Source organism: Streptomyces sp. NBC_00986 (genome assembly GCF_045162565.1).
Classification (GTDB): domain Bacteria; phylum Actinomycetota; class Actinomycetes; order Streptomycetales; family Streptomycetaceae; genus Streptomyces.
The window spans coordinates 3822669-3847978 of the sequence record NZ_CP108733.1 but is presented as its reverse complement, the minus strand read 5'-3'; the positions used below and the strand labels follow the sequence as shown (position 1 = coordinate 3847978).

Genomic DNA, 25310 nt, shown 5'->3' with positions numbered 1-25310 from the left:
ACACCCCCACCCCCTAGTGACGACAGACACTCCACCCCCACCAGTCAGGAGCTCCTCCGATGACGAAGAAAACCCTGCTCACCGGCGGCACCGTGGTCAGCATGGACCCGGCTGTCGGCGATCTCGAACGCGGTGACGTGCTGATCGAGGACGGTGTGATCGTCGAGGTGGCCGAGCGCATCGACGCGCCGGACGCCGCGGTGATCGACGCGGCCGACCGGATCGTCATGCCCGGCTTCGTCGACAACCACCGGCACAGCTGGCAGACCGCGTTCCGGGGTGCCGGTGCGGACTGGACGTTCCCCGAGTGGGCGCTCGCCATGCACCGCACGGTCAAACCCCATTACCGGCCCGAGGACGTCTACGTCGGCACCCTGCTCGGCCGTCTGGAGGCTCTGCACTCCGGGGTGACCACGATGCTGGACTGGTACCACGTCGCCCAGACCCACGACCACGAGGACGCCGCCGTCGCCGCGCTGCGGGACGCGCCGGGGCGGTCGATCTTCTGCCTCGGTGCCGGCTGGGGCACCGCCGACTCCGTCGACGCCGACATCCGCCGCGTCCGCTCCGAGCTGCCCGGCGACGGCCTCGTCACCATGGCGTTCGGCCTGCGCGGACCCGACGACACCGGCATGGACACCGTCGCCCGGGAACTGAAGCTGGCGGACGAACTCGGCCTGCGCACCAGCCTGCACGTCGACCCGGGCGGCACCAGCCCCACGGTCGCCGGTCTGCGTGAGCACGGTCTGCTGCGGGAGACCACCACGTTCGTGCACGCCAACGGGATCACCGACGAAGAGCTGCGGATGCTCGCGGACGTGGGCGCGTCCCTGTCCGTCAGCCCGGACGTCGAACTGAAGATGGGCTTCGGATCGCCGGTCACCGGGCGGGCGTTGGCCGCGGGCGTGCGCCCGACGCTGTCCGTCGACGACGTTCCCTCGGCCGGTGGTGACATGTTCTCCACGATGTGTACGGCCTTCGCCGTGCAGCGCGGTCTGGACGGTGGCCTGCGCTCCCGCGACCTGCTGGAGTTCACCACGATCGACGCCGCCCGCTCCTGCGGACTCGACGCCCGCACCGGCAGCGTCACCCCCGGCAAGGACGCCGACCTGATCCTCCTGCGCACCGACGACCTGACGGTGTTCCCGGTCACCGACCCGGCCGGCAGCATCGTCAGCGCGGGTCATCCCGGTCTGGTCGACACCGTCCTCGTCGCCGGTCAAGTGGTCAAGCGCGACGGGGAGTTGGTCGGCGTGGACCTGTCCGCACTGCGGACCCGGCTGCTCGCGTCCCGCGACCGGATCGCGGCGGCGGCGGGGATTCCGGTCGACGGTACGTGGCGCCCGCGGCCCGAGCAGGCGTAGCGGGGTAGGGGTTCGGCGCCGGTCCCGGCAGCCGTTCCCCTACACCGGCGACGGTACGGCGGACAGCGCGTCGGTGAAGACACGCGCCCGGCGCGTGATCTCCGCCCAGTCGCCCGCGGCCACGACCGCGGGCGGTACGACCTCCGAACCGGCGCACACCGCACGCGCCCCGGCCGCGAGGAACCCGGCCGCGTTCTCCGCGTTGACCCCGCCGGACGCCACCAGCGGTACGTCAGGAAAGGGACCGGCCAGGTCACGGAAGTGCCGGGGGCCGAAGGCGCGGGCCGGGAAGATCTTCACCGCGTCCACGCCCAGGTCGAGCGCCATCCCGACCTCCGTCGGCGACAGGGCACCCATGACGACCGGCACCCCGGCCGCCGCTCCCGCCTCCGCGACACCGGGACGGCAGCCCGGGGTGACGAGATACTGCGCCCCCGCCTCGATCAACTCCTCGGCCTGGGCAGCGGTCATCACCGTCCCGGCACCGACCCCGTCCTGTCCGTCGGCCACCGCGCGCCGCAGATGCCCGGCGAGTCCGGGGGTGGTCCGGGTGAACTCGATCCACCGGATGCCACCCGCCCGCAACGCCTCGCGCAGCGCCGCGGCGTCCGGTATTTCCGGCGCCCGGACCACGGCGATCACACGGTCCTTCGCCAACCGGGTGAGGAAGTCGGGGGTCATGGGCGGGGGCTCCTTCGGCTGTGGGTGGGGGTGGTTACGCCGGTCGGCGTGCGGGGCGGCGGCGTGGGCGGGCGGTGTTGTCCCGGGCGGGACAGGGGCCGGTGGTGGGTGTGCTCGCGTCGGCCTGTCCGCTCGGGTGTCGTTCCGAGCGGGGCCGAAGTCGCGCTCCGCGTACGGTGATCGGGCGTGGCCGGCGCGGTCTCGGTGAGCCGCTTCACTGCGGTGGACCGGGCCCGCTGCCCAGGGTGGCGGCGCCTGGGCGGGGCCGGACCCGGGAGTCGCAAGCCGATTCCCCCGGCACCGTCCCGGACCGACCGCCGTCACCCGGCACGGCACGGCACCGACCCCAGGTGAGCGCCGTCGCCTCCGCCGATTCATCCCGTCGCCGCCATGGCCCAACCCACGTCGTCCAGCGCGAGCCATCGAGCGGTCTCCGTGCGGGACGGCATGCGGGGCACGTCGTCCCGCGTTCGCAGCGCCGCGGAGGCCGCTACATGGCCGAGGCGCAGGCGGGACCGTTCGTCCCGGTTCTCCAGGACCGCCGAGAGGTAACCGGCGGCGAACGCGTCGCCCGCGCCCACCGGTTCGACGACCTGGGTGGGCAGTGCGGGGACGAACGTACGGGTGCCGGCGGCGTACGAGGTCGCTCCGTGTTCGGCGTCCTTGACCACGACCAGCGGTGCGGGGCCGAGCAGTTCGGCCACGTCGTCCGGGCGGGCCGTGCCCCACAACGCCTCGGCCTCGTCCCGTCCGACGAACACGATGTCGGCGGCGCGGGCCAGGGCCAGCAGGTTCTTCGCGGCGTCCGCGGGGCCGGAACGCCACAGCGCGGGGCGGTGGTTGACGTCGAAGGAGACGATCGGTCCTCTTGATTCACCCAACTCACCCAACTCACCCGACTCATTGGACTCATTGGACTTAGCCGACTCGCCGGCTTCGCTCTCGAGCGCGCGGTCGACCAGGATCGCCTCCAACAACCCGGCACAACTCTCGGAGAGCGCCGCCGCGACGCCCGAGAGATGCACGATGCGGGCCCGGCGCAGCACGGGCAGCAGGGTCAGCTCCGGGCCCATCAGGGTCGCGGCCGATCCGCCCCGGTAGTAGTGGGTGCGGGTGCCCTCCGGCGCCGGGTCCTTGAAGTAGACGCCGGTCGGGCGGGCCGGGTCGGTCTCCACTCCCGTCACGTCCACGCCCCGCGCGGTGAGTTCGGCCAGGATGCGGCGCGCGAACGGGTCGTCGCCCAGGCGGCTCAGCCATGCGACACGGTGACCGAGACCGGCGAGCCCGCAGGCGACGTTGGACTCGGCACCGCCGATGGCCATCGTGAGCGTCGGCTGTTCGTCGAGCGGACGGCTGTCCGGCGGACTGAGGACGGCCATCGTCTCGCCGACGCACACGACGTCGGCAGCCTTCACCCGTCGGTCGGTCGTAGGGGGCAAGAGCACGTGAATCTCCTGGTTCTCGTTCTTCCGAAGGACGACCTGTGTGTCACGTACCGGAGCCGGACGAACCGGCGTCAGGCACACCGGAGTTGGTCCCACCACCCAGCCGCAGCAGCACCTTGCTGCTCCCGCTTCCCGGATCCGCCGCGACCGCCAACGCCTCCTCCGCCCGCTCCAGCGGGAACCGGTGCGTGATCACCGGCGTCACGTCCAGCCCGTCCCGCAGCGCGCGCAACGCGTCGTCGATCTCCTCGACGAAGCGGTAGGAGCCGATCCAGGTGACCTCGCGGGTGACCAGGTCACCGAGGGCCGCGGAGACCGCCGTACCGGGGAGGTTGCCGACCTGGACGAGGGTGCCGCCGCGCGCGGTGGACCGTAGGACCGGGCCGAGGGCCGAGGGGGCGCCGGATGCCTCGAAGACGACCTCGACGTCCTCCGGCAGGGACTCGCCGCGCGAGATGTCCCGCGTCTCGTCGGCGCCCATCGCGCGGGCGACGGCAAGGGAGGTGGCGGAGAGGTCGGCGGCGATGACGGTGCCCGCTCCGGAGTGCCGGGCCGCCGCGACCACCAACGAGCCGATCGGACCTGCCCCGTTGACCAGGACCGTCCGCCCGCGCAACGACGGCACCCGGCCCACGGCGTGCAGGGCGACCGCCAACGGCTCGGCCAGGGCGCCCTGTTGGGTGTCGACGCCGGCCGGCAGGGGGCGGACCTGGGCCGCGCGGACCGTACGGAATTCGCTGAACCCGCCGTCCGTGTGCGGGTCGAAGGCCGCTGAGCCGAAGTAACGGACGTGCGGGTAGAGGTTGGTGCGTCCGGCGATCCGGTCCGGGAGGACGCCGTCGCCGACCAACTGGGCGGGGTGGACGGTGACTTGCTGGCCCTCGTCCAGGCCGGTGACCCCGGCGCCGAGTGCCGCGATGCGGCCCGCGACCTCGTGGCCGAGGACGAGCGGGTGGGCCAACGAGGCCGTACCGGACGCGCCGTTCTTCCAGTAGGCGATGTCGGAGCCGCAGATCCCGCCCCACTCCAGGGCGAGCAGCACCTCGCCCGTACCCGGTGTCGGGCGGGTCCGTTCGTCGATGCGGACGTCTCCGGGGCCGTGCACCACGACGGCCCTCATACGGCCCGTACTCATACGGCGTCCTCCAGTCGGACCAGGTCGCGTCCGCGTGTCTCGGGGGCGAGGTACGCGCTGACGAGGGTGATGAGCGAGTAGACGATGAGCATCACCGCGATGGGCCACCAGCTGCCGGTGACGGCGGTGAGCGAGGCCGCGAGGACCGGGCCGATCGCGGTGGTGAGGATGCCGCCGATCTCCTTGGCGAGCGCGAGCTGGGTGAACCGGGTGCGGGAGCCGAAGAGTTCGGCCATCGTCACGCTCTCCAGCGAGAAGAGGCCGAGGACGCCGACGTTCAGACCGAGCACCATGCCGAACATCACCGCCGCCGCGGAGCCGGACGCGATGAGGAACATCACCGGGAAGGCGATGACGACGGTCAGCAGCGAGAACGCCATGTAGACCGGGCGGCGTCCGTAGCGGTCGCCGAGCAGACCCACGGCCGGCACGGTGGCGAAGCCGAGCAGCGAGCCGTAGACGATCGCGTCCGTGGGGACCGAGCGGCCGACCGAGAGGTTGGTGGCGATGTAGCCGACGAGGAACGTCTGGATCAGCCCGGAGTTGCCCGCCTGGCCCAGGCGCAGGCCGAGCGCGAGGAAGAACGCCTTGCCCTTGCGCTGCCGGATGCCCGCCGCGAGGACGTCGACCCGGTGTTCGCCCTCCTCGGCGATCGTGGACTCGACCTCGCCGCGGGTCATCGCCACGCCGTCCACGACGTCGGCGCGTTCCTCGAAGACCGGGCTCTCCTTGAGGCCGCGCCGCAGCCAGACCGCGAAGAGCATGAGGACGAAGCTCAGCAGGAACGGCAACCGCCAGCCCCAGGACAGGAGTTGGTCCTCGCTGAGCACGCTGATGAGGATGGCCCACAGACCCGACGCGGCGAGCGTCCCGGAGTTCGTGCCGAGCGACACCAGCGAGGCGATCAGACCGCGCCTGCGCACCGGGGCGTACTCGGCGAGCAGCACGGTCGCGCCCGCTATCTCGGCCCCGGCGCCGAAGCCCTGGACCAGGCGCAGCAGGACCAGCAGGCTCGGCGCGAGGATGCCGATCGCGGCGTAGGTGGGCAGCGCGCCGATGAGGGTGGTGGACCCGCCCATCAGCAGGATCGTGATGACGAGGACCTTCTTGCGGCCGATCCGGTCGCCCATCCGCCCGAAGTAGACCGCACCGGCGAGGCGGGCGACGTAGCCGACGCCGTAGGTCGCCATCGCGGCGATCAGCCCGATGGCCGGGCTGACGTCCGGGAAGAAGATCTTGTTGAAGACGATCGCGGCGGCCAGCGAGTACAGCTGGAAGTCCATGAACTCCATGGCCGTACCGAGCCAGCCCGAGACGGCCGCCTTGGTGAGATCGCGGGTCGTGCGCCGGGCGGGCGCCGATGGTTCCGTGCGGGCGGGGACGGGGGTGTCCTGCATCATGAACTCCGTTGTTCGTGAGCCGAGTTGAGCGAGCGGACGGGCAGGGGAGTGGGCTTGGGGGCGGGGGTTCAGATCTCGATGCGGCCGGCGCGCAGGCCGGGCAGCCGGCCGGTGATCGCGGCGGTGAGCCGGTCGTCGTCGGCCAGGTCCGTGGCGCCGAGCACGCGCAGCAGTGCGCGAACCGTCTCCACGGGAGTGGCCGTCCCGTCCCAGCAGGCGGCGAGGGCGTCGGCCGCGGGGTCGGTCGGCGCGTCGGTGTGACGGGTGCTCCGGGTGCTCAACACCCAGGCGGCAAGGGCGAGTTCGAGCACGGGCGTGCTCGTTCCCCGTTCGCGCAGGGCCCGCAAGGCGGGCAGCCAGCGCTCCGTGATCTTCAGCGAACCGTCGGACCCGATCTGCCGCAACAGGTGCCGCATCGCGGGATTGCGGAACCGTACGACGAGATCGTCGGCGTACGCGGACGGGTCGGGACCGCCCGGCGGGAGCGTGGGCGCGACCTCCGCGCACAGCGCCCGGACGAGCCGCTCGCCCCAACTCGCCGCCATGGTCTCGGAGATGGTGGTGAGGCCCGCTGCCGTCCCCAGGTAGGCGAGAGCCGAGTGGGAGCCGTTCAGCAGCCGCAGCTTCGTGAGCTGATACGGCGTCACATCCCTGACGAACAAGGCACCGTCGAGTTCCCACGGCGGCCGGGTGGCGGCGAAGGAGTCCTCCAGGACCCACTGCCGGTACGGTTCGGACGTCACGGCGAGTTCGTCGCGTACCCCGAGAGCGGTCGCGGCGGCCACGAGGTCCGCCTCGCTCGTCGCGGGCACGATCCGGTCGACCACTGTCGCGGGGAAACGGACGGATTCGGCGATCCGGTCCAGGATCCGGTGCCGGTCGGGCCAGTGGGACGCGTCGACGAACTCCCGTACCACCCGGCCGAGTACGGCGCCGTTGTCCGCCATGTTGTCGCAGGACACGACGGTGATCGGCGCGCCGCCCGCCCGTGTTCGCGCCGCGAGCCCGGCGGCCAGGGCCCCGACTGCCGTGCTGAACGGGCCGTCAGGGTCCGCCGCGAGGTCGGCGGCGACGGCGGCCGTGTCCAACCCGCCTGTGGATGCGAGCCGTTGATAGCCCTTCTCGGTGACGGTGAGCGTCACCACCGTCACCTCGGGATCGACGAGCAGCGCGCTGAGCGCCTTCGCGTCCGGTCCCATGGCCAGCGCGTCGACCACCGAGCCCACGACCCGGGTGCGGGGGCCGTCCGGACGGCGTTCGGTGAGCGAGTACAGGAAGTCCTGTTCGCGCAGGGCACGTACGGTCGCCGCCGACCTCGGCGCCACGGCGGTGATGCCCCAGGGCTCGCCGGACAGCGCGGCGGCGTTCTCCGTATAGACCGCCTGGTGCGCGCGGTGGAAGGCGCCGAGCCCGAAGTGGACGACACGGGTGCGGAGTTGGGCGGGGTCGACGGCGGGCCGCGCCTCCGGGGCGAGCGGCGCCGTACGGCTCAGCGCGGGGAGCCCGGCACCCCTCGCGGGAGGAAGGTCGACGCCGCTCACCAGTCGTGCACCGACCCGTCGAGACGCCGCGCGACCGGAAGATAGCGCTGCTGGTACGGGAAACGCTCGGCCGCCTTCTCGTCGTACTCGACGCCCAACCCCGGTTCCTCCGAGGGGTGGAGCATCCCGTCGGCGAAGGTGACGCCCGTGCGGAACACCTCGGCGGCCTCGTCGGGATGCCCCATGTGCTCCTGGATGCCGAAGTTCGGCACGCTGATGTCGAGGTGCACCGCCGCCGCCATGCTGACGGGGGAGAGGTCGGTCGCGCCGTGCGAACCGGTCCGCACCTGGTACAGCGCGGCGAGGTCGAAGATCCGCCGCAGGTGGGTGATGCCGCCCGCGTGCACGACGGTCGTACGGACGTAGTCGATGAGCTGCTCGGTGATCAGGTGCTGGACGTCCCAGATCGAGTTCATCACCTCGCCCACCGCGATCGGGGTCGTCGTGTGCTGCCGGATGAGCCGGAACGCCTCCTGGTTCTCGGCCGGTGTCGGGTCCTCCATCCAGAACAGCCGGCACGCCTCGACGCTCTTGCCGAAGCGCGCCGCCTCGATCGGGGTGAGCCGGTGATGGACGTCGTGAAGGAGGTGGAAACCGAAGCCGAAGCGTTCCCGGACGGCTTCCAGATACGTGGGCGCGAACCCCAAGTAGGCCTCGGTGTCCCAGGGTTGCTCGTCCGGCAGCTCGGTGGCGGCGGGTTCGTAGACCTTGCCCTTGCGGACGCCGTAGGTGCCGCCGACGTCGGGGACGGCGGCCTGCGCGCGGACCGCCTTGTAGCCCAGCTCCAGGTAGCGCTCGACGTCGTCGAGGAGGGACGGCACGTCGGTGCCGCTGGCGTGCGAGTAGACGAGTACGCCGTCCCGGGAGCGGCCGCCGAGGAGCTGGTAGACGGGCAGGCCCGCGGTCTTGCCCTTGATGTCCCACAGCGCGGTGTCGACGGCCGCGATCGCCGTCATGGTGACCGGTCCGCGCCGCCAGTACGCGCCCCGGTACAGGTACTGCCACATGTCCTCGATGCGGGCGGGGTCCTTGCCGATCAGCAGTGGGACGAGGTGATCGCGCAGATAGCTCGCCACGGCCAGTTCACGTCCGTTGAGCGTGGCGTCGCCGAGGCCCGTCACACCGTCGTCCGTGGTGATGCGCAGCGTGACGAACGTGCGCCCGGGGGAGGCGACGAACACGTCGACGCGCTCGATCTTGCTCACGGGTGGCTCTCCTAACCGTGTCCTGTTGCCGGTCGACCGGGTTCCACCGCCGGTCGCTCAGTACTTGTATACAAGCATGTGTCGCGAAGTGGCAATGGTCGCGTCACGGATACGATGGCCGCATGGCTCACTCGAATCGGGACCGCACCAGCCGACGCGCGATCTATCTGAAACTGCGTCAGATGGTCCTGACCCTCGAACTCGCCCCGGGCGCCGCCCTGTCGGAGAACGAACTCGCGGCCTCGCTCGGCGTGAGCCGGACCCCGGTGCGGGAGAGCCTGATCCTGTTGTCGCAGGAGGGCCTGGTGCAGGTCTTCCCGAAGATCGGCTCGTTCGTCTCCCGGGTGGACCCGGCACAGGTCGCCGACGCGCAGTTCCTGCGGGAGGCCGTCGAACTTGCCTCACTGGACGACCTGCCCGCCGCACTCGACCCCGAGGTCGACGGCGAGCTCCGCGAGAACCTCGCCCGCCAGCAGCGCGCGGACCTCGGCCTGGAGGAGTTCTTCGACCTGGACGAGGCGTTCCACCAGGGCCTGATGCGCCTGAGCGGCCACGGCAACGTCTGGACCAACGTCGCCGCCGCCAAGGGGCATCTCGACCGGGCCCGCCGCCTGGGCCTCCACGAGAACGTCTCCCCGGCCGTCTTCGCCCTCCAGCACCGCGAGATCTACGACGCGGTCGTCGCCGGCGACATCCCGCTCGCCCGCGCCGCCATGCGCACCCATCTCCGCGCCGTCTTCAGTGACATCGAGCGCATCCGGGCACACTCACCGGAACTGTTCGCCAGCGGGCCCTCGACGGTGCCGGTGCGGCGCAACGTGGTGGTCTGGGAGTAGCGCCGGTCCGGCGCCTCAGGAAAGGTCGCCCTCCAGGGCGGAGGGATTCAGTGACGCCAGCAGCTTGAGCAGCAGCGCGTGCGTCTGCTCCTGCTCCGCCGGTGTCAGCGCCTGAAGCGCCTCGGCGTGGGCGGCGTCCACCGTCTCCGCCGCCTCCGCGGCGAGTCGTACGCCGGCCTCGGTCACGTGCAGGCGCTGGGTGCGCCGGTCGCCGGGCGTCGTACGCCGCTCCAGCATCCCGCGTTCGACCAGCCCGTTGACCGCCGTGCCCATCGACTGCGGGGTGATCGCCGCCCTGCGTGCAGCGGTCGCGCTGGAGACCCCCGGGTCGAGGACGGCCTGCATCAGGGCCCGGTGCTGGGCGAGCGTGAGCTGGAGCGGGCGCAGGGCGCGCTCCATCCGGGCCGCCATGATCTGGCCGATCTGCCAGGCGACGTAGCCGGTGCGGCGGTCGGGATGGTTCACAGGGTGGACCTCTTTTGTAAGGCAGCTGATGGTGATGTACAAATATTATCAGTTGCCTTCTAATCGAGCGCCTTCTGATCTAGGACCCTCCCGATGTCCCAGCAAGCCACCACCCCGGTCACCGGCACCACCAGCGCCCCCCGGCCGTCGCACAAGCACGCCCTCGACGTGGCCCACCCGCCCCCCGGCCCCGGAAACCTCCGTGCCGTCCTGCTCCCCGTGGCCGTCGTCCTGCTGATCGGCGCCGTCTTCGTCAGCGTCTACCTCGCCGCCTTCCACGCCCCGAGCCCGCACCAACTCCGCGTCGGCACAACGGAGATAGGCACGGCACAGGCCCACCTGAACGAGGACCTCGACCGCATCGCCCCCGGCGGCTTCACGGTCGAGACCTACCCCGACGAGTCCGCCGCCCGGAACGCCGTACAGGACAGGAAGGTCTACGCGGCCTACCTCGGCGACGGAAAGCTCCTCTACGGCAGCGCGAACGGAGCCGCCGTCACCGCCACCGTGACCACCGCCTTCGGCACCGTGGCCCACGCGGAGCAGCACGAACTCGCCGTCGAGGACGTCGCCCCGGCGGCGGCGGGCGACACCCGGGGCCTCTCCGTCTTCTACGCCGCCTTCGGCCTGGTCCTCGCGGGCTACCTCTTCGGTATGACGACCTACCAGCTCGCGCCCCGCCTCCAGTACCGCTGGCGGATGGCCAGCCTGGCCCTGTTCGGCGTCGTCGGCGGTCTCCTGATCGCCACCATCGCCGGCAGCACCGGCTTCGGCGCGCTGCCCGGCTCCTTCCTGCCGCTCGTCGTCGTGATCTCCCTGATGGGCGCGGCGGTCGCGGCCACGACCATGGTCCTGCTACGGCTGTTCGGCTCGGCCGGCGTCACCCTCGCCTCGATCCTCATGCTGATCCTCGGCAACAGCACCAGCGGCGGCATCATGCCGTCGGCGTATCTGCCGGGCTGGCTGCGCCCGCTCTCCGAGATCCTCCCGGTCGGCGTCGGTGTCCGCGCGATGCAGGGCCTTTCCCGCTTTCAGAACGACGGCCTCTCCCGCGCCCTGGTGATCCTCCCGGTGTGGGTGCTCGGCGCGGTCCTCGTGCTCTACCTCAAGGACGTGTACCGGCGCGGCCCCCGAGCCGGGACGCCCGCGCCCGCGACCGGCTGACGTCGTCCCGCCGTCACCCTGTGGCACGTCGACGAGACCGGTCTCATCGACGACTTCCGCGGCTACTTCGACCTCGCGCCGCTTTTCGCCTGATCGTCCCCGGACGCGGCATGCTGGACACCGCAGAGGATCTACGTGGACCTCCTCTCGGGAAAGGACCTTCCGATGGACCAGCAGGACGCGCAGGACGAGCGGTTCGACGTCGTCGTACTCGGTGCGGGACCCGGCGGCTATGTCGCCGCCGTCCGTGCCGCCCAACTCGGCAAGCGGGTGGCCGTGGTTGAGGAGAAGTACTGGGGCGGTGTCTGTCTGAACGTGGGCTGCATCCCGACCAAGGCCCTGTTGCGGAACGCCGAGTTGGCGCACATCTTCACCCGCGAGGCGAAGACCTTCGGCATCAAGGTCGAGGGGGAGGTCTCCTTCGACTACGGCGAGGCGTTCCGCCGCAGCCGCCGGGTCGCGGACGGCCGGGTGAAGGGCGTCCACTACCTGATGAAGAAGAACAAGATCACGGAGATCGACGGCCGCGGCACCTTCCTCGACCCGAACACGCTTCAAGTCGCGGGCTACGACGGCGAATCGCGCACCATCGGCTTCGAGCACTGCATCATCGCGACCGGCGCCACCCCCAGGCTGCTGCCCGGCACCAAGCGCACCGCGCGCGTGGTGACCTACGAGGAGCAGATCCTCGCCGACGACCTCCCGCGGTCGATCGTCATCGCGGGCGCCGGCGCGATCGGCATCGAGTTCGCGTACGTCCTGCACAACTACGGCGTGAAGGTCACGATCGTCGAGTTCCTGGACCGGATGGCGCCCCTGGAGGACGTCGAGGTCTCCACCGAACTCGCCAAGCAGTACCGCAAGTTGGGCATCGACGTCCTCACCTCCACCCGCGTCGAGTCGATCGACGAGTCCGGCCCGCAGGTCCGCGTCACGGTCACCGGCAAGGACGGCGCCCAGCAAGTGCTGGAGGCCGACAAGGTGTTGCAGGCGATCGGCTTCGCCCCGAACGTCACCGGCTACGGCCTGGAGAACACGGGCGTACGGCTGACCGAGCGCGGCGCGATCGACGTCGACGGGCACTGCCGTACGTCCGTCCCGCACCTGTACGCCATCGGCGACGTCACCGCGAAGCTGATGCTCGCGCACGCCGCCGAGTCGATGGGTGTGATCGCCGCCGAGACCCTCGCGGACGCGGAGACGATGGAGCTGGACTACGCGATGATCCCGCGCGCCACCTACTGCCAGCCGCAGATCGCCAGCTTCGGCTACACCGAGGCGCAGGCACGGGAGTTGGGGCACGAGGTCAAGGTCGCGAAGTTCCCGTTCACCGCGAACGGCAAGGCGCACGGCCTCGGCGACACCACCGGTTTCGTGAAGCTGATCAGCGACGCGAAGTACGGCGAACTCCTCGGCGGCCACCTCATCGGCCCCGACGTCACCGAACTCCTCCCCGAACTCACCCTCGCCCAGCAGTGGGACCTCACCGTCCACGAGGTCGCCCGCAACGTGCACGCCCACCCGACCCTGGGCGAGGCGGTGAAGGAAGCGGTGCACGGCCTCGCGGGACACATGATCAACATGTGAGCCGGAGGGCTCCTGGCGGACTTTGCCAGCTCTTTGCAACCCACCCGCCCGCTGCCTCGTCTCTCCGCTCGATCACTGACCCGCCCCGCCGCCGAACCGTCGTCCGACGGACCCGGTGGGGCGGCCGACGAGAGAGAGCGATCCATGCGCCGAACTGTCCTCAGCGCCCTGGCACTTACGTGCGGCGCGGTCCTGGCGTCCACCGCGCCCGCGTTCGCGACCGGGGCCTCAGCGTCCCCGACCCGCGCCCCGTCCGCCTCGCCGTCCACGGCGCCGAGCGCCACCCAGGCGCCGACCCCGGCCCCCACTGCCGAACCCACCCGCAGCGCGAGCACTGCACCCTCCGCCGTACCGTCCGCCGAGCCCACCCGGGCCCCGAGCCAGGTCGCCGTGGTCCCGAGCGGCGCCCCGGACACCGGTGTCACGACGGAGTCGAAGTCGTCCGGCGACCTGACGACCGCGCTGGTCGGCGGGGGAGCCGCCGCGCTGGTCGTCGGCGGCGGCGCCTTCGTCGTCGTACGGCGCCGGAGGACGACCGGCGTATGACCTCGCTCTCCAGGCGCGCCTTCGTCACCGCGGCGACGGCGACGCTGCTCGCCGGCTGCGGCGGCGGGCACGGGACCACCTCGGCCGCGAACGCCCCTCAGCAGCAAGGGAGTTCGACGCCCACCGGACAGTCCTCGGCGCCACCGTCGGCCAGGACGGCACACGCCCTCGCGCGTTCCGTCCCGGTCACCCTGCGCGTCCCGGCGATCGGGGTCGACACCCCCGTCATGCGGCTGGGGCTGGCGGCGGACGGCACCGTCCAGGTGCCGCCGATCACCGCGCACGACCGGGCGGGCTGGTACCGGAATTCGCCGACGCCCGGCCAGACCGGGCCGTCGGTGATCCTCGGGCATGTGACCGTCGGCGCGTACGGGGACGGCGTCTTCCGTCACCTCGGGAAGCTGCGCAAGGGCGACCGGATCGAGGCGGGCCTGGAGAACGGCACGACGGCCACGTTCACTGTCACCAGCGTACGGACGGTCGCCAAGGCCGACTTCCCGTCCGACGAGGTGTACGGGAACGTGGACCGTCCCGAACTGCGTCTCATCACCTGCGGCGGGACCCGCACCGGTACGGGATATCTCGACAACGTGATCGTCTTCGCCACGCTGACCGGCTGAACTCCCGTACCCCGTAGCCACTTTGCACGTCACGACCATGGAGAGCGTTGAAACGGTCCCGCGAGAGGGCAGCGTCCGAACTGTTCGCCGCCGTCTACCCGCGCCTCGCCGGCTGGTGCCGCCGTCTCGTCGACGACGACGAGACGGCGCACGAGATCGCCTCCGAGGCGTTCACCCGGCTCTGGGCCCGGTGGACGAAGGTGGCGGAACCCCGCGGCTTCCTCTACGTCACCGCGGCCAATCTCGTCCGGGACCACTGGCGCAAACTGGAGCGCGAACGCCGGGCCGTGCGCCGCGCCACCACGGAGGAGGCGATCCGCCCACCGACCGAACAGGAAGACCCCTCGGTGCGGCTGCTCGTGCAGTCCCTGCCCGAACGGCTGCGCGTCCCGATCCTCCTGCACTACTACGCTGACATGCCGATCCGGGAGGTGTCCGTGCTGACCGGACGCAAGGAAGGAACCATCAAGGCCGACCTCCACGCGGCCCGCGAACTGCTCCGCGCCCACCTGAGGAGAAGCCTTGACCACACACTTTGACGAGGGAGACGAGGGCCAGGACATCGACCCCGACGACCCCCTCACGGTCATCCTGCGCCCCTCCTCCGCCGAGTACCTCGGCCCGCCCCCCGGCCGCTACGAGACGATCCGCCGCGGCGCGAACCGCCGCCGCCTGCTCCGCGCGACGGTCGGCGCCGGCGCGACCTGCGCGGTGATCGTCCTCGCGGCCCTCCCGTTCCGCCTGGCCCACCACGACTCGCCTACGACCCCCACGGTCCCGCTCGCCCCGCCCCCCGCGAGCAGCAGTCCTACGCCGCCTTCCCCGTCCGCGACGCAGGCCCCCAGTCCCACCGCGAGTCCGAGTTCCTCCTCCGACCCCCACATCCCGAGCCGCACCCAGGTCCCCACCACGGAACCGTCCAGGGTCCCGTCGGCATCGGCGTCGGCATCCACCTCGGCACCTTCATCGGTACCCGGCTCGTCCTCGCCGACCTCGCGCTCCGTCGAGCCGTCGGCCGTGCAGACGCACACGGGATAACTCCCGCGCCCACAGAGGTAATTGCAGCCAATCGTGTCGCACATCTTGCCGACAATATTGCCGAGACGTTACACAAGTGGGTCATGGGAAGGACGACCACACTCCGCAGCAGAGTCCGCACCACCCTGGCAACCGTAAGCGTGCTCGGCCTCGGGCTCCTGTCCCCGATCGCCGTCCACGCACTGAAGGCCCCTCCCGCACAAGGGAGTTCACAACACTCGTCCCTGGTGGTGTCCACCGCCACCGGCAAGGTCAGGGGTCAGGCCCAGACCGGATACGACGCCTGGCTCGGCATCCCCTACGCCGCCACCCCCACCGCCGCCCACCGCTGGACCGCCCCTCGACCCGCCTCCGCCTGGAGCGGTATCCGCGACGCCACCCGTTTCGGCGACCGCTGCGCCCAGGCCTCCGGCTGGGACCCCGGCTACGAGAAGACGATCACCACCGAGGACTGCCTCGACCTCAACGTCTATGCCCCGCAAGGGAGTCGGGCCGACACCCCGGTCGTCGTGTGGATCCACGGCGGCGGTTTCACCGGCGGCGCGGGCCAGGACACCAACCCGCGCAAGTTCGTCCAGCAGACGGGCGCGATCGTCGTCACCGTCAACTACCGCCTGGGCCCGCTCGGTTACCTCAACCTGCCGCAGCTCCGCGCCGAGAACGCCAACGGCGCCGGAAACTACGGCCTGTTGGACCAGCAGACGGCACTGCGCTGGGTGCGGGCCAACATCGGGCACTTCGGCGGCGACGCCGGGAACGTCACCATCGCCGGCCAGTCCGCGGGCGGCAGTTCGGTCTGCGACCAGCTCACCTCGCCCACCGCCAAGGGCCTGTTCGCGCGGGCGGTCATCATGAGCGGCAGTTGCGCACTGCAGACGGCCGCGGCCGGTGAGACGCAGAGCCAGGCCTTCGTCAAGGAGATCGGCTGCGCCACCGCCTCAGACGTCCTCGCCTGCCTGCGCGCCAAACCGGCCGCCGCGGTCGTCGCCGCCCAACTGAAGGCCCCGATCCGCCCGTCCCTCGGCGGCACCGCGTTCCCGCTCGACCCGGGGACGGCCGTACAGACCGGAAACTTCACCAAGGTCCCGGTCATGCTCGGCCAGACCAACAGCGAACGCGGCCTGTTCACCTTCCAGACCTACGACTACCTCGGCACCCCCATGACCGCCGACCAGTACACGCAGTCCGTGAAATCGACGTACGGCACCAACGCCGACAAGGTCCTCGCCGAGTACCCGCTCTCCGCCTACCCCACCCCGGGCCAGGCCTGGACCGCCGTCCAGAACGGTTCGACCTCCTACGACCGCCAGCAGTTGATGGCCCGGCTGTCGAGGTGGGTGCCGACGTACGCCTACGAGTTCGCCGAGAGCGACACCCCGCACTTCACGTCGATCTACCGCCTCCAGCAACAGAGCGCCACGGCAAGGGACTTCCCCTTCGGCGGAGCCATCCACGTCGACGACCTCGGCTACCTCTGGGACTACCTCGGCCAGACCCTGCCGTACGACGACGACCAACTGGAGCTGTCCCGGCAGATGATCATCTTCTGGGACCACTTCACCACGACCGGCACTCCGAACGGCCCGGGCACCCCGAACTGGCCGAAGTACAGCATCAGCACAGGCGAGTTGATGTCCTTGAAGGCCTGCGACACGGCGCCGTCGAGCAACGAGCCCCCGGCGGCCTGCTCCAAGGTCACCCGTGACTTCGCCCAGGAACACGACCTGGCCTTCTGGCAGAGCCTGGGTTCGGCGTGAGGGCCTCAACTCACCGCGGGGCGAGGCGGTTTCACCACCTCCTCGCCCTCCTGGCGACGCTTCTCCTGACCGTGGGCGGCAGCACGGCCGCCGCCCACGGCTCCACCACGCGGCCTCTTTCGCCGCAGGTGACCCACACCCGCACCGCGCCCACCGGCTACCAAGTCACCTTCCGCTACCGGGACTCGAAGGCCACCCGCGTCCAGCTCAAGGGCGAGTGGTACTTCGCCAACCCCTACGAACTCTCCGCCCTCTCCAGCCCCGAGGGCAGCACCGTCGAGACACCGGGGACAACGCCCGCGCACTGGCGGCCCGGTGACATCCCGATCGCGTACCCCAACTCCCCGGCCGCCAACTGGCCGGTGGTGGACATGAAAAGGGGCGCCGGGGGAGTGTGGACGTACACAACGCCCCTCCCGTCCGGCGTCTTCACCTACTCCTTCTACGTCGACTGCGCGGACCCGACCCAGACCGGCTGTACAGCTCACTCCGACCCCGCCAACCCGCCCTGGAACGAGCACAACGGCAAGGTGACCGGCACGGTCGAGGCGACCAGCCAGGTGTACGTCCCCGCCGACCCGGCCTTCGACACGGTCAACTACGCCTGGCAGGGCCCGAGTCGGACCCACGGCAAGCTGACCCACGTCACCTACCGGTCCCCGACCTCACTCACCCCACCCGGCGAGAACTACCTCTCCGTCTACACCCCGCCCGGCTACGACCCGCACCGCGCGCAGCCGTACCCGACGCTCTACCTCTTCAGCGGCGACGGCACCGAGATGGACTGGAGCACCCAGGGCGACGCGGGCACCATCCTCGACCACCTGATCTCCACCGGCCAGATCCAGCCGATGGTGGTCGTGATGCCCAACACGGCGGGCTACCCGGACTCGACGAACTACGCGTCGTTCGACGCCAACCTGATCGACACCCTTGTCCCGTACGTCGGTTCGCACTACCGCGTCTCCACGGACCCGGCCCGCCGAGCCGCCGCCGGCCTCGGCTACGGCGCCTCCCTCACCAACTCGCTCCTCTTCGAGCACACCGAGGCCTTCGGCTCGTACGGCGCGATGAGCCCCGGCCTGCGCGGCAACTACACGCTGCCGACCGCCCTCACCGCCCAACAGGCCGCAGCGCTACGGCAGGTGAGCATCTTCGTCGGCGGCGGTTGGCAGGACCCCAGCCACTACTACCACGCGAGCGAGATCACCCTGCTGAACCGGGCGGCCGTCCCCGTGACCCCCGGATTCGTCAACGGCGGCCACAACTGGTTCGCCTGGCGCCTCGACCTCAAGGACTTCCTGACCCGCACGGCCTTCTTCCCGCAGGTCGCCGGCTGAGCCGGAGTTACGTCAGCGCAGGCGGGCCGACGCCGCTACGGCTCGTCCAGCACCCGGCCGACAGCGGCGGCAGCCACCCGCACGGCGGCGCCCAGCCGGTCGTACGGCGTGCTCGTTGCCGCCGTGACCGAGACGGCCGCCACCGTGATGCCACCCCTCAACACCGGCGCGGCCAGTGACAGTTCGCCCGTCCGGTACTCCTCGTGCGCGGTGGCGAGGCCCGTCGCGCGGACACGGGACAGCTGGGCGCCGAGGGGGCCCGGCGCGGTCAGCGTGTGCGGGGTGTGGCGTTCGACGGTGGCCGGCGGCCCGTGTCCGTGGGCCAGCAGGACTTTCCCCGCGGCCGTCGCGTACAGCGGGAGCCGTTCACCGCTGACCAGGCACAGCGCCGTACCGTCCGCCGGAACGGCGATGTCGGCGTGCCCACCCGTGCGCGCGGACAGCGTACGGAGCGCGGGAAGCGCCGCGTCCAGCAGCCCACGAGGGCAGGGCGCCGCCGCACCGAGCGCCCGGATGCGGGTGCCCAGGCGGTAGGAGCCGTCGGCCGCCCGCTCGAGCCCACCCCACGCCACCAGCTCGCGCACCATCCGCAGCGCGGTGGGCACCGGCAGCCCCGTCCGCCGCGCGATGTCCGTCAGCCGCAGGGCGTCCGGAGCGCCCACGAAGGCGTCCAGCACCGAGAAGACCCGCCCCGCCACGCTCTCGGCCACTCCGCACCCCACGTTTTCATCCAGTGAAAGCCGGACGTTGTCGCCGCCCGGCACGCTCCGCGAGGGTCAACGCATGACTCTCGACCTCTCTTCCGACGAGCTCCTGTCCACCACCCGGGCCGTCCGCCACCGCCTCGATCTCACCCGGCCCGTACCCCGTCAACTCCTGCAGGAATGCGTCGACTTGGCGGTCCAGGCACCGACCGGACGCAACCGCCAGCGCTGGCACTTCGTCATCGTCACCGACCCGGAGCGCCGCGCCGCCCTCGCCGAGGTGTGGCGGGCCGGGGTGAGCACACCGGGAGTCTCCGACCCCGTCCCTGAGCGCGACGTGCGCCGCGCAGATGTCGCGCACATGGAGCGTGTGTATTCCGGCGCCACCCACCTCTACGAGCACATCCACGAGGTCCCGGCGATCGTCGTCCCGTGCGTGGAGGGCCGTACCGACGACGCACCCGTGCTCCGCCAGGCGGGCACCTGGGGATCCATCCTCCCGGCCGTGTGGAGCTTCATGCTCGCCGCCCGCTCCCGTGGCCTCGGCACCTGCTGGACCACGGGCAACCTCGTCCACGAGAAGGAGGCGGCCCGCGTCCTCGGCATCCCGTACGACGACGTCATGCAGGTCGCCTTCATCCCCGTCGCGTACACCCTCGGCACGGATTTCCGCCCGGCCCGCCGGATCCCTCGCGAGGAGGTCCTCCACTGGGACGCGTGGTGACGCGGCGGAGAAGGCTTTCGGGGATTGTTTTGAACGTGTTCAATTCTCGGCGTACGCTGCTGCCATGAGCGACAGAGCCGCCCTCCTGAAGGGCATCCGCGCCTGGCTGGTCCTGTTCGTCGTCTGCCTGGTGCTCAGCGGCGCCACCGCCTTCCCGCTGGTCCACGAACTCCGCTGGACCGAGGACGTGTTGAGGTCCCTGTCCGTCCCGCACTACCTGCCCACCCTGATGGACTGGATCGTGCAGGTACGACAGGGACTCGACACCGCCGACACCGACTACCCCTTCCTCCTCTACGGCACGGACTGGCTGGCCTTCGCCCACCTCGTCATCGCGGTCGCCTTCTACGGCCCCTACCGCGACCCGGTCCGCAACATCTGGGTCGTCGAGTTCGGGATGATCGCCTGCGCCGGGATCGTTCCGCTCGCCCTGATCTGCGGACCGATCCGCGGAATTCCCTTCTGGTGGACGGTGATCGACATGTCCTTCGGAGTCGTCGGGATCATCCCGCTGTACGTCGTACGGAGGATGATCAAGCGCCTGGAGGCCGTGACGCTCGCGCCGACTCCCGCCCTCGCCCCGGCTACTTGAGCGCCGCCAGCGCGATCCGCTCCGCGACCGCGTTCATCGACTCGCCCTTCGCGTCCGTCGCGTTGACCGAGTAGACGAGGGTGCGGGAGAGGTCGCGGGTGGCGAGGACGACGGCGCTGTAGCCGTACCGGGAGCCCGACTTGAGCCAGTACACCTTGCCGCCGTACTCGAACCGCTGCAGCCCGGCGCTGTAGGTGGCGCCCTCGATGCCCGCCGGGACCGTGAACATCTCCTTCAGCTGCGGACCCGGCACGATCCGGCCCCGGAACAGTGCCGTGACCAGCCGTTCCAGGTCGGTTGTCGTCGAGATCATGTCGCCGGCCGCCCAGCGGTCCGCCTGGTTCCAGTCGGTGACGTCCACGAACTCCGTTGTGCCGTCGTCCTGTTGGACCAGCTGGTAGCCGTGGTTGTGCGGGCCCCGGATGTACGGGTCGGTGCCGGGGAAGTACGTGTCCCGCATGCCCGCCGGACGCAGGACGAGCCGGGTGGCCTCCGAGGCGTACGAGTGGCCCGTGACCTTCTCTATCAGCAGGCCGAGGATCGTGTAGTTGATGTTGAGGTAGTCCTGCCCCTGGCCGGGGCTGAACTCCGGGCCCTTCGCCACCGCCGACGCCACCACCTGTCTCGGTGTGAGGGTGTCGAAGCGGTGCGCGTACTGGTCCTCGAAGGCGTCCCCGAAACCGTCACCGGCCTGGATGCCACTGGTGTGGTTCAGCAACTGCCGTACGGAGATGGGTTCGAAGGCCTTGGTGAGGAGCCCCGGGAGGTAGTGCTGGACCGGGGTGTCCAGGTCGACCTGCCCCCGCGCCGCGAGCCGCAGCACGGTCGCCGCCGTCACGACCTTCGTCGTCGAACCCGCCCGGAAGCGCGCGTCGGGGTCGGCGGCCGCACCGCTCTCCAGATCGTGCACACCCGCGCTCCCGCGCCAGGTCCCGTCCGTGCCTCCGACCCGTACGAGAGCCGCCGTCGCGTCGGAGTCGGGTAGCCCGGCGAGCGCGGCGTGCAGTGCGTCGGCGTCCGGTGCGGTCGTGTGCCGCGCGGTGGCCGACGGGGGCGCGGCGAACGCGGGGGCCGCCAACGGGCCTGCCGCGAGGGCGAGTACGAGGGAGGCGGTGAGAACGGTGGTGGTGCGGTGGCGGGTGCGCACAGAATGCTCCTGGGATCTCCGGTGGGTGTCGGTGATCAGCCTCGCCCCGCGCGGTCGTAGGCGGATCGTCGGCGAGGAGGGTGTCACCCCTGGTGTGGCCCGGACCAACTGCCGTACAGGACACGGGGGTTGTGGGGGATGCCCCTTACGGGATTCAACTCGGCACGGCGAACTCGGAGTTGAGGACGGAGTTGAAGCCGGCGTCGGAAAAACTGTTATCGCGGAAGCCTTCACTCCGTCTCCCTCTGCGTCCCCAGTCTCCTCACGCACCGGAGCCACCCACATGGCCACCAGCGCACGCAAGCCCACCAACAGGCACCGCCTCACCCGCCGGGGCCTCTTCACCCTCGGCGGCGGAGTCGCGGCGGCGGGCGTGGTCGGCGGCGGGATCGCCGCGTTCTCCGGCGGTGGGGCCGACGCCGCGCAGACCGGCACGGCCATCGGCACCGCCACCGCCCGGCCGCAGGCCCTCGTCCACCCGGGCATGCTCCACAACGCCGGCGACCTGCACCGCGCCAAGGTCCGCGTCGCCGCCCGCAAGGACCCCTGGCTGAAGGGCTGGACGCGGCTCACCGACAACCGCCATTCCGCGAGCGGTTGGCAGCCCCGCCCGCAGGCCGTCGTCGTCCGCGGCGGCACCGGCCAGAACTACGTCACGCTGTACAACGACATCCACGCCGCCTACCAGAACGCCCTGCGCTGGCAGATCGGCGGCACCAAGGCCAACGGCGACACCGCCGTCGCCATCCTCAACGCCTGGTCGGCCACGCTCACCTCGGTCAACGGCAACGCCGACCGCTTCCTGGCCGCCGGCATCTACGGCTACCAGTTCGCGAACGCCGCCGAACTCGTCCGCGACCACCCGCAGTTCGAGTTCGCCCGCTTCAAGAAGATGCTGCGCACGGTGTTCACACCGATGAACATCGACTTCCTGACGAACCACAACACCGCCAACATCAGCAACTACTGGGCGAATTGGGACCTCTGCAACGTCGCCTCGCTCATGGCGACCGGCATCCTCTGCGACGACCGCGCCACCTTCCGGCGCGCGGTCACCTACATGAAGTCCGGCGCGGGCAACGGCTCGTTCAAGAACGCCATCCCCTTCGTCTACGCCGGCCAGGACCTCGCCCAGTGGCAGGAGAGCGGCCGGGACCAGGGCCACACGATGATGGGCATGGGCCTCATGGGCGCGATCTGCGAGATGGCCTGGAACCAGGACGTCGACCTCTACGGCTACCTCGACAACCGGTTCATGAAGGCCGCGGAGTACGTCGCCAAGTACAACCTCGGCGCGGCCGTGCCCTTCACGACCTACGGCTGGCGCAGCGGTCAGGGCAACGGCAAGTACCTGGAACAGCCTGTGATCTCCGACATAGCCCGCGGCGCCGTTCGCCCGGTTTGGGAGATTCTGTACAACCACTACGCCCGCCGACGACGCCTCTCCACCCCGTTCATCACGCTCATGGCTGAGAAGGTGCGTGCGGAGGGCGGTGGCGGTGACTACGGCCCGAACAGCGGCGGTTTCGACCAACTGGGCTTCGGGACGCTGCTGTACAGCAAGTGACATCGGGTGAGGTCGGGAGGGCGGGGAGCGACATGGACGGGCGGCAGTGGCGCTCCACCATCGCGGCGGCGCAGGCGGGTGACCGGCGGGCGCTGGACGAACTGGTCGCGGGCTGGCTGCCGTTGGTCTACAACGTGGTCGGCCGCGCCCTCAACGGCCATGCGGACGTGGACGACGTGGTCCAGGAGACGATGCTCCGCGCCGTCGACCACCTCGGCTCGCTCCGCGACCCCGACAGCTTCCGTTCCTGGCTGGTGGCGATCGCCATGCGCCAGATACGGGACCGGGCGCGCCGTCGGAAGTCCCCCGACCAGTTGCCCGACGGGTTGCCGGGGGACGCGGCCGACTTCGCCGAACTGACCGTCCTGCGGCTTCAGTTGGAGGGCCAGCGGCGCGAGGTCGCGGAGGCGGTGCGCTGGCTCGACGACGAGGACCGCCAGCTCCTCTCCCTGTGGTGGCTGGAGGTCGCGGGCGAACTCACACGCCGCGAACTGGCGTCGGCGCTCGGCATCAGCCGCCAGCACGCGGCGGTCCGCGTCCAGCGCATGAAGGAACGCCTGGAGACCGCCCGAGGCGTCGTCCGCGCCCTCGACGGCGCCTGCCCCGACCTCCGCGACGTCACCGCCCGCTGGGACGGCCGCCGCGACTCGGTCTGGCGCAAACGCCTGGCCCGGCACCTGCGCGGCTGCGCCTACTGCGGCGACCCGCGCGAGTCCGTCGTACCGGCGGAGCGCCTCCTTGTCGGCATCGCCCTCGTCCCGCTGCCGCTCGGCTTCACGCTGTCGCTGGCGTTCGGGGCGAAGACGGCGGCGGCCGCGGCGGGGGTTGCCGGGGCTGCCTTTGGGGTCGGGGCGAGTGGGGTGGGCGGGGCCGCCGGTGGGGTCGCGGGTGCGGCGGGGTTCGCGGGCTCGGTGGGCGCTTCTGGCGTCGCTGGTTCCGCCGGGGCGGCCGGGGTTTCTGGTGCTGCGGGTGCTGCGGGCGTCGCCGGTTCCGCGGGCACGGTCGGCTCGGCGGGAGCCGTAGGAGCGGCGGGTTCCGTGGGCTCGGCGGGAGCGGCCGGGACCGCCGGCGCCGCGGGAGCTTCGGGCATCGGAGGTTCGGCAGGGGCCGTCGGCGCTTCCGGCGTCGCGGGTTCGGCGGGAGCCTCCGGGGCCGCGGGCTCGGCCGGGATCGCCGGTTCGGTCGGTGCTCCCGCCGGCTGGTCCGCCAAGGTGCTCGGGGTGCTGACCAAGCCCGCCGTCGCCGTGGCGGCCGGCGCGACGATCGCCGCGGGCGGCGTCTACGTCGTCACCCAGTCCCCGAACGACCCACCCCCGAAGGCCCTCACCCCCACCGCCGCAGCCATCACACCCGGCCCGGGAACCGGCAGCCCGACGACCCCCGCGTCACCCTCACGGTCCGCGTCCAAGTCGCCCTCCCCGTCTCCGTCCCCGTCCACCTCCCCGTCGAAGACGGCCACCGGCCCCTACGGCTCGGTCGTCGACGCCGTGGACCGGGCGCCGGACCCCGACACCCCGCCCGCGGCGCTCCCGCACCGACCCGCCTCCGGCGTCACCAGCACCGGCGGCGCGCACGCCACGATGAACCATCGCGGGGACAACGTGACGCTCAGCGGCCAGGGTTACGTCCTCGTCCGCTGGCAGTTCTCGCCGCAGTACCGCAACGGCGCGGTGGTGATGCCGAGTTGGACCGCCCTGAAGGGCAAGCTCTTCCACGTGGCCTCGGGCGGCGGCCGCCGTATGGACGACCCCGTCAGCACCACCGACACCACCGCGACCGGGATGGGCAGCTCGACCACCGGCTACGACGTCCTGCCCACCGGCACCCAACAGATGTGGCAGAACGAGTACTTCTACGTCGACGGCAGCGTCACCCTCACCGTCAACGAACGCGGCGCGGACTACGGCCTGAACGTCTTCCCCACCACCTGGGACGCCGTGGACAAGGACATCACCACCGGCCCCACCCAGGGCGCGACCCGCTACGGCCTCACCCGGGACACCGGCAAGGACAACACCCCGATACCCCAGTACGTCACCCGCACCACCCCGGCCGACCCGGCGACCGTGGCTCAGAAGTCCCGCGTGTAGTCGTCCTGCGCGGCCACGACCTCGTCACCGTGCTCGAAGGCCCAGGCCCCGAACGCGTCGATCGGGTCGAGCAACGTCCGTCCCAGCGCGGTGAGTTCGTACTCCACGCGGGGTGGTGAACCCCCGTACGACCGTCGCGCCACGAGCCCGTTGAACTCCAGCCGCCGCAGCGTCTCCGTCAGCACCTTCTGACTGATCCCACCGATCCGCCCGCGCAACTCACCCGGCCGCCGGGGCTCGTGCCGTAGCGCCCACAGCACCACGCAGTTCCAGGTGTTGCCCAGCAGGTCGAAGGCGAGCCGGGCCCGGCAGTCGGCGAGGAACGTCTGGTCGGAGGTCACGAACCACATGGTGCCCGAGCG

General features: G+C 71.2%; 24 protein-coding genes. 14 read left to right on the top strand and 10 right to left on the bottom strand.

All coding sequences use genetic code 11. The annotated features are described in order from the left end of the window. Positions 1-59 precede the first annotated feature (59 nt). Complete coding sequence (locus OG504_RS16415; protein WP_405990514.1) at positions 60-1364, top strand: amidohydrolase family protein; 1305 nt, start codon at positions 60-62, stop codon at positions 1362-1364. A gap of 39 nt (positions 1365-1403) precedes the next feature. Here OG504_RS16415 and OG504_RS16410 read toward each other — a convergent pair whose 3' ends face one another. The 6 genes from OG504_RS16410 to manD form a co-directional block, all read right to left on the bottom strand. Then, entirely contained in the window at positions 1404-2045 is a 642-nt protein-coding gene (locus OG504_RS16410; RefSeq protein WP_405990513.1) for a bifunctional 4-hydroxy-2-oxoglutarate aldolase/2-dehydro-3-deoxy-phosphogluconate aldolase, read from the bottom strand. 374 nt (positions 2046-2419) lie between these two features. Continuing rightward, entirely contained in the window at positions 2420-3490 is a 1071-nt protein-coding gene (locus tag OG504_RS16405; protein WP_405990512.1) for a sugar kinase, read from the bottom strand. A 43-nt stretch (positions 3491-3533) separates the two neighbouring features. Further along, entirely contained in the window at positions 3534-4625 is a 1092-nt protein-coding gene (locus OG504_RS16400) for an L-idonate 5-dehydrogenase (protein ID WP_405990511.1), read from the bottom strand. Further along, positions 4622-6025, bottom strand: coding sequence for an MFS transporter (locus OG504_RS16395; protein ID WP_405990510.1), 1404 nt, complete (start codon positions 6023-6025; stop codon positions 4622-4624). The genes OG504_RS16400 and OG504_RS16395 overlap by 4 nt, the downstream gene beginning before the upstream one ends. Before the next feature lie 68 nt (positions 6026-6093). Continuing rightward, entirely contained in the window at positions 6094-7566 is a 1473-nt protein-coding gene (locus OG504_RS16390; protein WP_405990509.1) for a mannitol dehydrogenase family protein, read from the bottom strand. Continuing rightward, on the bottom strand, positions 7563-8771 hold the full coding sequence (manD, locus tag OG504_RS16385) for a D-mannonate dehydratase ManD (protein WP_405990508.1): 1209 nt from the start codon (positions 8769-8771) through the stop codon (positions 7563-7565). Before manD ends, OG504_RS16390 begins: the two co-directional genes overlap by 4 nt. Positions 8772-8893: 122 nt before the next feature. Between manD and OG504_RS16380 the strand changes: the two genes are divergently transcribed. Next, positions 8894-9607 (top strand): GntR family transcriptional regulator, encoded by a 714-nt coding sequence (locus tag OG504_RS16380; protein ID WP_405990507.1) that lies wholly within the window; start codon positions 8894-8896, stop codon positions 9605-9607. A gap of 15 nt (positions 9608-9622) precedes the next feature. Here the strand turns inward: OG504_RS16380 and OG504_RS16375 are convergent, their stop codons facing one another. Next, positions 9623-10072 carry a MarR family winged helix-turn-helix transcriptional regulator gene (locus OG504_RS16375; RefSeq protein WP_405990506.1) on the bottom strand — a complete coding sequence of 150 codons (450 nt, stop codon included), beginning with the start codon at positions 10070-10072 and terminating at the stop codon, positions 9623-9625. 93 nt (positions 10073-10165) lie between these two features. Here OG504_RS16375 and OG504_RS16370 point away from each other — a divergent pair, with 93 nt between their 5' ends. The 8 genes from OG504_RS16370 (at position 10166) to OG504_RS16335 (ending at position 18124) form a co-directional block, all read left to right on the top strand. After that, complete coding sequence (locus OG504_RS16370; protein WP_405990505.1) at positions 10166-11236, top strand: ABC transporter permease; 1071 nt, start codon at positions 10166-10168, stop codon at positions 11234-11236. Between the two features lie 165 nt (positions 11237-11401). Next, positions 11402-12823: a dihydrolipoyl dehydrogenase gene (gene lpdA, locus OG504_RS16365; protein WP_405990504.1), complete on the top strand. Its 1422-nt coding sequence runs from the start codon at positions 11402-11404 to the stop codon at positions 12821-12823. Positions 12824-12967: 144 nt separating this feature from the next. Continuing rightward, positions 12968-13369 (top strand): sortase-dependent protein, encoded by a 402-nt coding sequence (locus OG504_RS16360; RefSeq protein ID WP_405990503.1) that lies wholly within the window; start codon positions 12968-12970, stop codon positions 13367-13369. Then, positions 13366-13989, top strand: a complete 624-nt coding sequence (locus tag OG504_RS16355; protein WP_405990502.1) for a class F sortase — start codon at positions 13366-13368, stop codon at positions 13987-13989. Before OG504_RS16360 ends, OG504_RS16355 begins: the two co-directional genes overlap by 4 nt. Positions 13990-14036: 47 nt before the next feature. Beyond that, positions 14037-14528 (top strand): RNA polymerase sigma factor, encoded by a 492-nt coding sequence (locus tag OG504_RS16350; protein ID WP_405990501.1) that lies wholly within the window; start codon positions 14037-14039, stop codon positions 14526-14528. After that, the gene (locus OG504_RS16345) at positions 14512-15027 is read left to right on the top strand and encodes a hypothetical protein (RefSeq protein WP_405990500.1); all 516 of its coding nucleotides are present in this window, start codon (positions 14512-14514) and stop codon (positions 15025-15027) included. Before OG504_RS16350 ends, OG504_RS16345 begins: the two co-directional genes overlap by 17 nt. Positions 15028-15110: 83 nt before the next feature. Next, entirely contained in the window at positions 15111-16784 is a 1674-nt protein-coding gene (locus OG504_RS16340) for a carboxylesterase/lipase family protein (RefSeq protein WP_405990499.1), read from the top strand. A 71-nt stretch (positions 16785-16855) separates the two neighbouring features. Then, entirely contained in the window at positions 16856-18124 is a 1269-nt protein-coding gene (locus OG504_RS16335) for an alpha/beta hydrolase-fold protein (RefSeq protein ID WP_405990498.1), read from the top strand. Between the two features lie 35 nt (positions 18125-18159). Here the strand turns inward: OG504_RS16335 and OG504_RS16330 are convergent, their stop codons facing one another. Further along, positions 18160-18834, bottom strand: coding sequence for an IclR family transcriptional regulator (locus tag OG504_RS16330; RefSeq protein WP_405990497.1), 675 nt, complete (start codon positions 18832-18834; stop codon positions 18160-18162). 73 nt (positions 18835-18907) lie between these two features. On the opposite strand from OG504_RS16330, the gene OG504_RS16325 reads away from it, so the two are divergent. After that, a complete protein-coding gene (locus tag OG504_RS16325) occupies positions 18908-19552 on the top strand; it encodes a nitroreductase family protein (protein ID WP_405990496.1) in 645 nt (214 codons plus the stop codon). A gap of 64 nt (positions 19553-19616) precedes the next feature. Next, the gene (locus OG504_RS16320) at positions 19617-20144 is read left to right on the top strand and encodes a hypothetical protein (protein WP_405990495.1); all 528 of its coding nucleotides are present in this window, start codon (positions 19617-19619) and stop codon (positions 20142-20144) included. Here OG504_RS16320 and OG504_RS16315 read toward each other — a convergent pair. Further along, on the bottom strand, positions 20137-21291 hold the full coding sequence (locus tag OG504_RS16315; protein ID WP_405990494.1) for a serine hydrolase domain-containing protein: 1155 nt from the start codon (positions 21289-21291) through the stop codon (positions 20137-20139). The genes OG504_RS16320 and OG504_RS16315 overlap by 8 nt on opposite strands. Before the next feature lie 283 nt (positions 21292-21574). On the opposite strand from OG504_RS16315, the gene OG504_RS16310 reads away from it, so the two are divergent. Both OG504_RS16310 and OG504_RS16305 read left to right on the top strand, forming a co-directional pair. Continuing rightward, positions 21575-22858, top strand: a complete 1284-nt coding sequence (locus tag OG504_RS16310) for an alginate lyase family protein (protein ID WP_405990493.1) — start codon at positions 21575-21577, stop codon at positions 22856-22858. A 32-nt stretch (positions 22859-22890) separates the two neighbouring features. Continuing rightward, positions 22891-24948 carry an RNA polymerase sigma factor gene (locus OG504_RS16305; RefSeq protein WP_405990492.1) on the top strand — a complete coding sequence of 686 codons (2058 nt, stop codon included), beginning with the start codon at positions 22891-22893 and terminating at the stop codon, positions 24946-24948. Here OG504_RS16305 and OG504_RS16300 read toward each other — a convergent pair. Further along, the gene (locus OG504_RS16300; RefSeq protein ID WP_405990491.1) at positions 24930-25298 is read right to left on the bottom strand and encodes a winged helix-turn-helix transcriptional regulator; all 369 of its coding nucleotides are present in this window, start codon (positions 25296-25298) and stop codon (positions 24930-24932) included. The two genes, OG504_RS16305 and OG504_RS16300, sit on opposite strands and share 19 nt — an antisense overlap. Positions 25299-25310: the final 12 nt, after the last annotated feature.